Annotated in this window: 6 protein-coding genes and 1 pseudogene; all 7 read left to right on the plus strand. The window is 63.0% G+C overall.

Features of this window, described 5'->3' with window-relative positions:
* Nucleotides 1-220: pseudogene (locus EN925_RS15610) on the plus strand (glycosyltransferase family 1 protein); the annotation flags it as partial.
* Nucleotides 217-1,524 carry a hypothetical protein gene (locus EN925_RS15615; RefSeq protein ID WP_024501738.1) on the plus strand — a complete coding sequence of 436 codons (1,308 nt, stop codon included), beginning with the start codon at nt 217-219 and terminating at the stop codon, nt 1,522-1,524. The pseudogene EN925_RS15610 and the gene EN925_RS15615, both read left to right, overlap by 4 nt.
* A gap of 8 nt (nt 1,525-1,532) precedes the next feature.
* On the plus strand, nt 1,533-2,762 hold the full coding sequence (locus tag EN925_RS15620; RefSeq protein ID WP_127369232.1) for a GNAT family N-acetyltransferase: 1,230 nt from the start codon (nt 1,533-1,535) through the stop codon (nt 2,760-2,762).
* A gap of 12 nt (nt 2,763-2,774) precedes the next feature.
* Complete coding sequence (locus EN925_RS15625) at nt 2,775-3,998, plus strand: GNAT family N-acetyltransferase (RefSeq protein WP_127385385.1); 1,224 nt, start codon at nt 2,775-2,777, stop codon at nt 3,996-3,998.
* Nucleotides 3,999-4,098: 100 nt separating this feature from the next.
* Nucleotides 4,099-5,280, plus strand: coding sequence for a glycosyltransferase family 9 protein (locus EN925_RS15630; RefSeq protein WP_348629897.1), 1,182 nt, complete (start codon nt 4,099-4,101; stop codon nt 5,278-5,280).
* A 224-nt stretch (nt 5,281-5,504) separates the two neighbouring features.
* Nucleotides 5,505-5,729 carry a hypothetical protein gene (locus EN925_RS15635; RefSeq protein WP_027160830.1) on the plus strand — a complete coding sequence of 75 codons (225 nt, stop codon included), beginning with the start codon at nt 5,505-5,507 and terminating at the stop codon, nt 5,727-5,729.
* Nucleotides 5,730-5,774: 45 nt separating this feature from the next.
* Nucleotides 5,775-7,407, plus strand: a 1,633-nt coding sequence (gene ligD, locus EN925_RS15640; protein ID WP_128336678.1) for a non-homologous end-joining DNA ligase, incomplete at its 3' end; no start/stop codon positions are given.

Consider the following 7,407-nt stretch of genomic DNA (forward strand, 5'->3'; position numbering starts at 1 on the left):
CGGCGACGCAGTAGCTCTTGGCGCGAAATTGCAGGAGATCATCCTCGCCCCTGAGGCCTGGCGCGGGTTTGTCGCTGCCGGGCGCGCGCGCTATGAGGCGATCTTCAGCGAGCCGGTCGCGGCCGCGGCGATCACCGCGATCGCCGCCGAAAAGCTGAAGACGACCATCGCGCGGCCGGGCAGGGCGCCCGCTGCCCGCGCAGCGGAGACACGGCCGTGAAGTTAGCGTTTCCGAGCCATCTGGTTCGACGCCTCGTGCTGATGATCGGCGGCGAGGCGATGCAGAGCGGCTTTCATTTCGCCCTCAACATCATGCTGTTGCACATGCTGTCGGCGCAGGGCTACGGCCTCTTCGCCATCGGCATGGTGATGGGCGGGGTCGGCCTGTCCTATATCAGGTCGCTCACCGCTGTTCCCGCCAGCATCTGGATGAGCAAGAGCACCAACAGCGCCGGCGTCGATACCTATGACGTGGCGTTCGGAACGGCGGCGCTGATCGTGGCGTTGCTGATGGCCGTCGGCACGGCTGTTCTGATGCATGTCCTTGGAGATCCAAGCGGAATTGCCGCCGGCTGCTTCGTCGGTGCCTGGTCGTTGCGCAGCCATATGCGCACGGCTTTCTTCGCACGGCGCCAGCAGGTTGTCGTCTCCATCAGCGATGGCGCTTTTACAGTCGCCGGCTGTGTCCTGACCGGGCTGTCGATCTGGTTGGTCCAAGACCCGCTGCAGACCGTATTCTATGCACTTGCAGCCGCAAATGTGTTCGGCATTTTCGTCCTGGTCCGCCTGGCTCGGCGCTCGCTTCGCATCAGCTTCCGCATGCCGACGCGCCGACGCTATGTCAGGCTCTGGCCCCAACTGCGCTGGTCGGCATTCAGCGCGACCACCACCAACATCCAGGGTCAATGTCTGGCGCTGCTGGTCGCCGGCATTGCCGGGCCAGCCGCCTACGCACCGCTGGCGGCGGTTCTGGTGCTGTTTGCTCCGCTGCGCATCATCAGCCTTGCATTCGTCAACATGACGCAGCCGGATCTCGCCAGGCTGATGCGGAACAATGAAACAGGCCGTGTCTGGACGCAGGCCAAGATCTGGGCGCTCGTCATGGGGCTCGGCGGCCTTGCTTATGGATGTGCGATCATGTTCGTCCTGCCGATGATAAAATCCCAGGCTCTCCAGGACGCTTCGACCTGGTTCATCGGGCTTTTCGTGATCGCGAATTTTGTCCCGATCATGCTCTATATCATGCCCCGCATCGTGCTTGAGATACTCGGCGATTTTCGGATCGTCGCGTTCATCACCACGGGCGGCGCGGTCGTCGGGCTGGCGCTGATCGCGGCCCTGCTGGCAATCGCGTCTCCGCCGTGGGCGTTGTTGGGTTCCGCCGTCTCGGAGATGTTCGTGCTCGTGGCATCGTGGTATTTCGCGCATCACCGCATGTGGAATATCGAGCATCCCGATGAGGCGCGCGACAGCCGGTTGGGCGCGTGGCGGCGGACGCTGCCGTTCGCTACGGCAAAGCGATAGGAAAAAACATGGCAGTCCAGGCGGTGCAAATTGCTGCGGTGACCGGCTCGCCCGATGGCCAGTCCTCCCATCCGGCCACCGTCGTCGCCATCGATGCCTACACGGCGCGGCTCCACACCAGCTTGGAAGCGGTGAGGCCGCTCTGGCTGCGCCTCCAGGCGGACGGTGTGTGCACCGCCCACCAGAATTATGCCTGGGCCGAGGGGATCGTCGCGCGGCTAATGCCGGAAGGTGCGGAACTGCTCATCGTGGAGGTAAACGATGCCGTGACGGGCGCGCCGCGAATGCTGGTGCCGCTGATACGGCGGCCGGCCTTCCGCCATCGGGTGATCGAATGGCTGAGCTGTGGCGTTTGCGACTATTCGGCACCGCTGCTGGCCGATGCCAGCCCGTGGACGATGCAATCGGCGCAGGCCGCGTGGGCTGCGGTGCGTTCCGTGCTGCCGCCGGCGGACCGCATCCAGATCACGGGAATTCCGCAATCGATCAGCGGCATCGCCAACCCTCTGGCCTTGCTCGCAGCCACGCGCGATTCCCTGCATACCAGCTTCGGCCTCGCCATCGACGGCGACCCGGAAACCGTGCTCAAGCGCCTATGCCGGCCATCCTTCGTCAAGGCCTTCAACAAGGACTGGCGCCGCCTCGAACGGCTTGGCGACGTGGAACTGGTCGAAGCCAACACGCCGGCCCTGGTGGAGGTCATCTTCGGCGGCCTGGTCCGGATGCGGCTCAGCCGCTTTCGCGAACTGGGCCGCTTCGACCTGCTGACACAGGCGACGGCTGTCGATTTCTATCGAAACGCCGCTCTCGAGGGCCTGTCGGATGGATCGGTGCGGCTCTTCGGGTTGCGTGTTGGTGAAGCTCTGATCGCGGTACAATACCTGCTGATCCATCAAGTCACCGTTCATGCTCTGCTGATCTCAATCGATCAGGGCGCGGTGCCCAATGTCTCGCCGGGACTTCTGATCATGGGCAAGTTGATGAGTTGGGCGCGCGGCCGCGGTTTCGATTATTTCGACCTGTCGGTCGGCAACCAGAGTTATAAGGAACATATGGGTGCCGTGGGTTCGGGCCTGCGCGAGCTTTGCCACGGGATTACGGTGCGAGGCAGCGCCGTGAGCGCAGCCATCGAGGTCCGCAACCGGACCGAGGTGTTCGTGCGCTCCAAACCTCGGCTGCTGAAGAGGCTCCAGGGACTGATGCGGGACTTGCGGCGCCTGCGTGGGGGATCGGAATGACGGGAGAAGCATGTGGCAAGCTACGCGGCGCGAACGACTCCGATAAGGGATTTGCCCGGTGGGCGGTTTTCCCCGACTGTCGCCAACGCTGATGCAACCGCGCACTTCACGGCTCGGCTGCACACCAGTTTCGATACCGTAAGGCTGCTATGGCTGCTGCTTGAGGCGCACGGCGTCTGCACTGCCCATCAGCACTATGCCTGGGTCGAAGGAATCGCCGCACGGCTGATGCCCAAGGACGCGGACCTGGTCGTCATCGAGGTGAGTGACGCCGTGACCGGCGCGCCGGCCATGCTGCTGCCGCTGATGCGGCGCCGGGCCCTCGGCCACCACGTCATCGAATGGCTGAGCTGCCGCGTGTGCGACTACTCGGTGCCGCTGCTGGCGGATGGGAGAGCGTGGACCAGGCAGAGTGCCGACGCCATGTGGGCGGCGGTCCGTGCCGTTCTGCCACCGGCGGATCGCATCCATATCGCCGGGATCCCGCAGCAGATCCACGGCCTGGTCAATCCGCTGGCACTGCTTTCGGTGGCGCGCGACTCCATCCAGGTCACCTCCGGCCTCGTCCTGCATGGCGACCCGGAGACGCTCATCAAGCGGATCTGCAAGCCGTCCTTTGCCAAGGCCTTCCGCAAGCATTGCCGCGGCTTCGAACAGCTTGGGGGCCTCGCTCTGGTCGAGGCCGACACGCCGGATCTGACCGAGGAGCTCCTGGATGTGCTGCTGGAACTGCGGCTGAAGCGTTTTCGTGAGCTTGGGCGTTTCGATCTCCTGACGCAGGTCCCGGTCGTCGATTTCTACCGCGCCGCGGCGCTGCAAGGCCTGTCGAATGGATCGGTGCGGCTCTTCGGTCTACGCGTCGGTGAAGCCTGGCTCGCCTCCATCTATGTGCTGGTCAGAAAAGGCACACTTCACGCCCTCCTGCTGGGCATCGACCAGAATGCGGTCGCCAATGTCTCACCCGGCCTGACGACGATGGGCAAGCTGATGATGTGGGGATGCGAGCGGGGCTTCGACTATTTCGACCTGTCGGTCGGCGGCCAGGGCTACAAGCAACATATTGGTGCCGCGAGTTCGGTTCTGGCCGAGATCTGCGAACCGGTGACGGTGCGGGGCAGGGCTGCGAACGCAGCCATTCTGCTGCGCAGCCGGGTCGAAGGCATGACGCGGTCGCGCCCACGGCTGCTCAAAGCCGTTCAGGGCCTGACGCGCCGCTTGCGGCGATTGAAGGACTGAGGACGAGCGTTTGCCGGTCCTGCCGACGACCGATGCAAAGAGGCACCAAGGCCGGCAAGGTTGTTGACAGGGTTGGTTGGCTCTATATTTGAAAGCGCGCTTGACGTTCAGAAATGAGTGTCGTCGGCAGATTTTCTCAAATTGGCGTTTTCGGCAGATCATCTCGATGAATGCAAGTTTAGGAGATGGGATTCGTTCCATCCTCATTATTCAAACGAAGTACATTGGAGATGTCGTTCTGACATCTGCTTTGGTTCGCAATCTGCGTCTTTCTTATCCACAAGCATCGGTAACCATGCTTTGTGCGCCGGGACTCAAGCAGTTCATCGTCGCGCAAGGGATCGCCGATGTTGCCGTTGGCTTTGAATCCCGCGGCAGAGGAAGGACTCTGCTCAAGCGTTTGAGCGACTATCGTGGCGTCATCTCTGATCTGCGGCGTCGAAAATTCGATCTTAGCATCGACCTTGCCGATTCAAAAACCTCGCGGATAATGCATCGTTTGATCGGCGCTCCACTTCGCGTCGGCTTCGATCCTTCCGAGCATCCGATGAAGTTCTGGGAAATCCAGCTTGCAAACGTTCTCGCCGCGACTTTCGGACAGGGTGGCCCCCATTATCTCTACAGGAACCTGTCTCCACTCCACGCGCTTGGGTTGGATTGTCAGGACCCAACGCCTCGGCTGCAGCCGAACGGGACCGCCCAGGAAGAGTGTGCCAGGATTCTTGCGGAAAACGCTTTGGCAAAGAAGTCATATGTGGCCGTGCATGCCGGCGCTAGGTTCGAAGGGCGTTGTTGGCCGCCGCAACATTTTGCTGCGGTCATCGACGAGGTATACGCCAAAACCGGGTTGCGATCTCTGCTCGTTGGTGGGCCGGACGAGGGGCTTGCCGCGCAAAGGATCCTTGAAGTGGCAGCGTCGCCGGTCGCCAGTGTCGTCGGAAAGGCCTCGCTTGAAGTCCTGACGGCATTGTTGGCCGAAGCATCAATCTTTCTAGGCAATGAGAGCGGCCCGATGCACATCGCGGCATCTGTCGGAACTCCAGCGGTGGGGTTGTACGGCCTGACGTCGCCCGAGCAATGGGGCCCGTTCGGTGTCCCGAACCGGACGCTCCAGCCGGTCATGCCCTGTCCATGCATCGCTCCAGGTGTTTGTAAAGAAAACAACCCCGGTGGGGTCTATTGTGTGCAGCGGCTTCAGGTTGCCGAGGTCGCGGCAGCGACACTCGATCTCATCGGGGAAGTCCGAAAATCCACTCATTCGGGTATGCCGGCCGCTTCGTAGGCTGGCGGCAACAGGCACGATCACGCGCGGCTTCGTCTTCGCGCGCTTCACATCGTGATTCAGGCCGAGACCCGAGCATCTTCAAAAGACTGCAAAATTTAACCGGACTGCAACCTGCACTGCCACGAAAATTGACAGGACACCTCGTCTCCGGCATCCTTGGAGCCAGTCGCAAGGCCGCCGACAGCGGCCGTGTTGCGTGTCAGGCGACCGAGGGCAGTGTCATGTTCAGTCCCGTCACAGGTCAGAATTCCAAACGCGCCGCGGTGCGCAAAGCGCTCGATCGTCACAAGGTCTACATCACCGAGCAGCGTTTTTCGGAGGGCACCTACCAAGCCCGGGTTCTGGTCGATGGCGAGGCCTATTGGGTCGACGAATTCCGGCTGAGCCAGTTGCAGCAAGGGCTGTCGCCGGCGGAGCTCGAGTTGACGCCGGCCGCTGACGATTGAGAGCGTGACTGGCTTGTTCCTGGCCGCCGTGCTTCGATCTTTGCGATGACAACTCCACCAAAGCTCAAAGCCTATCGCGCCAAACGCGAATTCGCCAAGACGCCGGAGCCGGTTGGCGGGCTCGTCAGCAGCGACGGTAACCGCTTCGTCGTGCACAAGCACCACGCCACCGCAGACCATTATGATCTGCGACTGCAGGTCGGCGATGTCTTGAAGAGCTGGGCGGTGCCGCGCGGGCCTTCGCTCAATCCGGCCGACAAAAGGCTGGCGGTCGAGACCGAGGATCATCCGCTCGAATATATCGACTTCGAGGGTGTCATTCCCGAAGGCGAGTATGGCGGCGGGCCGATGATCGTCTGGGACACCGGCAGCTGGGCGCCGATGGACGATGTCGAAAAGAGCTTGCGCACCGGCGCCTTCAAGTTCCGGCTGGCCGGCGACAAGCTCAATGGCGGCTGGATGCTGACACGGCTGAAACCGAAACCCGGCGAGGACGAAAACAAGAAGAACTGGCTGCTGTTCAAGGAGCGCGACCTCGCCGCCGACACCGCGCTTGACATCCTCACGGCCCGGCCGGAGAGCGTCAAATCCGGATTGCGCATCGAGGAGCTGGCGGCGCCGGCAAAGCCCGCCGCCAAACCCGCGCCCAGACAGGGATCGCTGAAGCCCGGCACGCTGCCGGGCGCCTTCAAGGCCCCCATGCTTGCCCGTATCGAGCCGCAGCTGGCGACGCAGGTGCCAAAACCACCCGATGGCGAAGACACCAAACAAGTCTGGCTGCACGAGATCAAATTCGACGGCTACCGCACCATGGCGCATCTCACTGACGGCGTGGTCAAGCTGATCACCCGTGGCGGCATCGACTGGACGAAGCGTTATGGCGACCTGCCGCATGCGTTCGCCAAACTGCCGTGCCGCGACGCCATCATCGATGGCGAGATCGTGGTGCTCGACGCCCGGGGCATCAGCCGTTTCGCGCTGCTGCAGGATGCGCTGGCCGAGGGCGCCGGCAGCAAGCTCCATTTCTACGCCTTCGATCTTCTCCATCTCGACGGCTGGGACCTGACCAAGGCGCCGCTGGTCCGGCGCAAGGCGCTGCTCGCGCAGATGCTGTCGGGCCTCGGCGCCAATTCCGCCATCCAGTTCTCCGACCATGTCGAGGGCTCGGGGCAGGGGCTCTACGACCAGGCGTCGGAACTGGGGCTGGAGGGTGTCGTCTCCAAGCGCGCCACGGCCATCTATCAGAGCGGCCGAAGCAAAAGCTGGACCAAGACCAAGGCGCTGCTGTCGGACGACTTCGTCATCGCCGGCTTCACCATCTCCGATGCGGCCGAAGGGCTGGCGGCGCTCGGAATGGCAGAGTTCGAGGGCGGTGAATTGCATTATCGCGGCAAGGTCGGCACCGGTTTCGATGCCGCCACAGCCGGTGAATTGCTCGCCAGGCTGGAGCCGCTGCGGGAAGGCGCCACCGCGCCCGAGGGCGTTCCGCGCGAGATCATGCGCGAGATGAACTGGGTGCGGCCGCTGCTGTCGGCGCGCATCCACTACGCCAACCGCACAGCGGACAACGCACTGCGCCACGGCGTCTTCCGCGGTTTGAGGGATGTCGGCCTGTCGACGCCGGTATCCTCGACACGCAAGCGGCTGATCGCCGAGGCTGACCTTGCCACCATCTGGG

Source organism: Mesorhizobium sp. M7A.F.Ca.US.006.04.2.1 (genome assembly GCF_004022915.1).
GTDB classification, from domain to species: domain Bacteria; phylum Pseudomonadota; class Alphaproteobacteria; order Rhizobiales; family Rhizobiaceae; genus Mesorhizobium; species Mesorhizobium ciceri.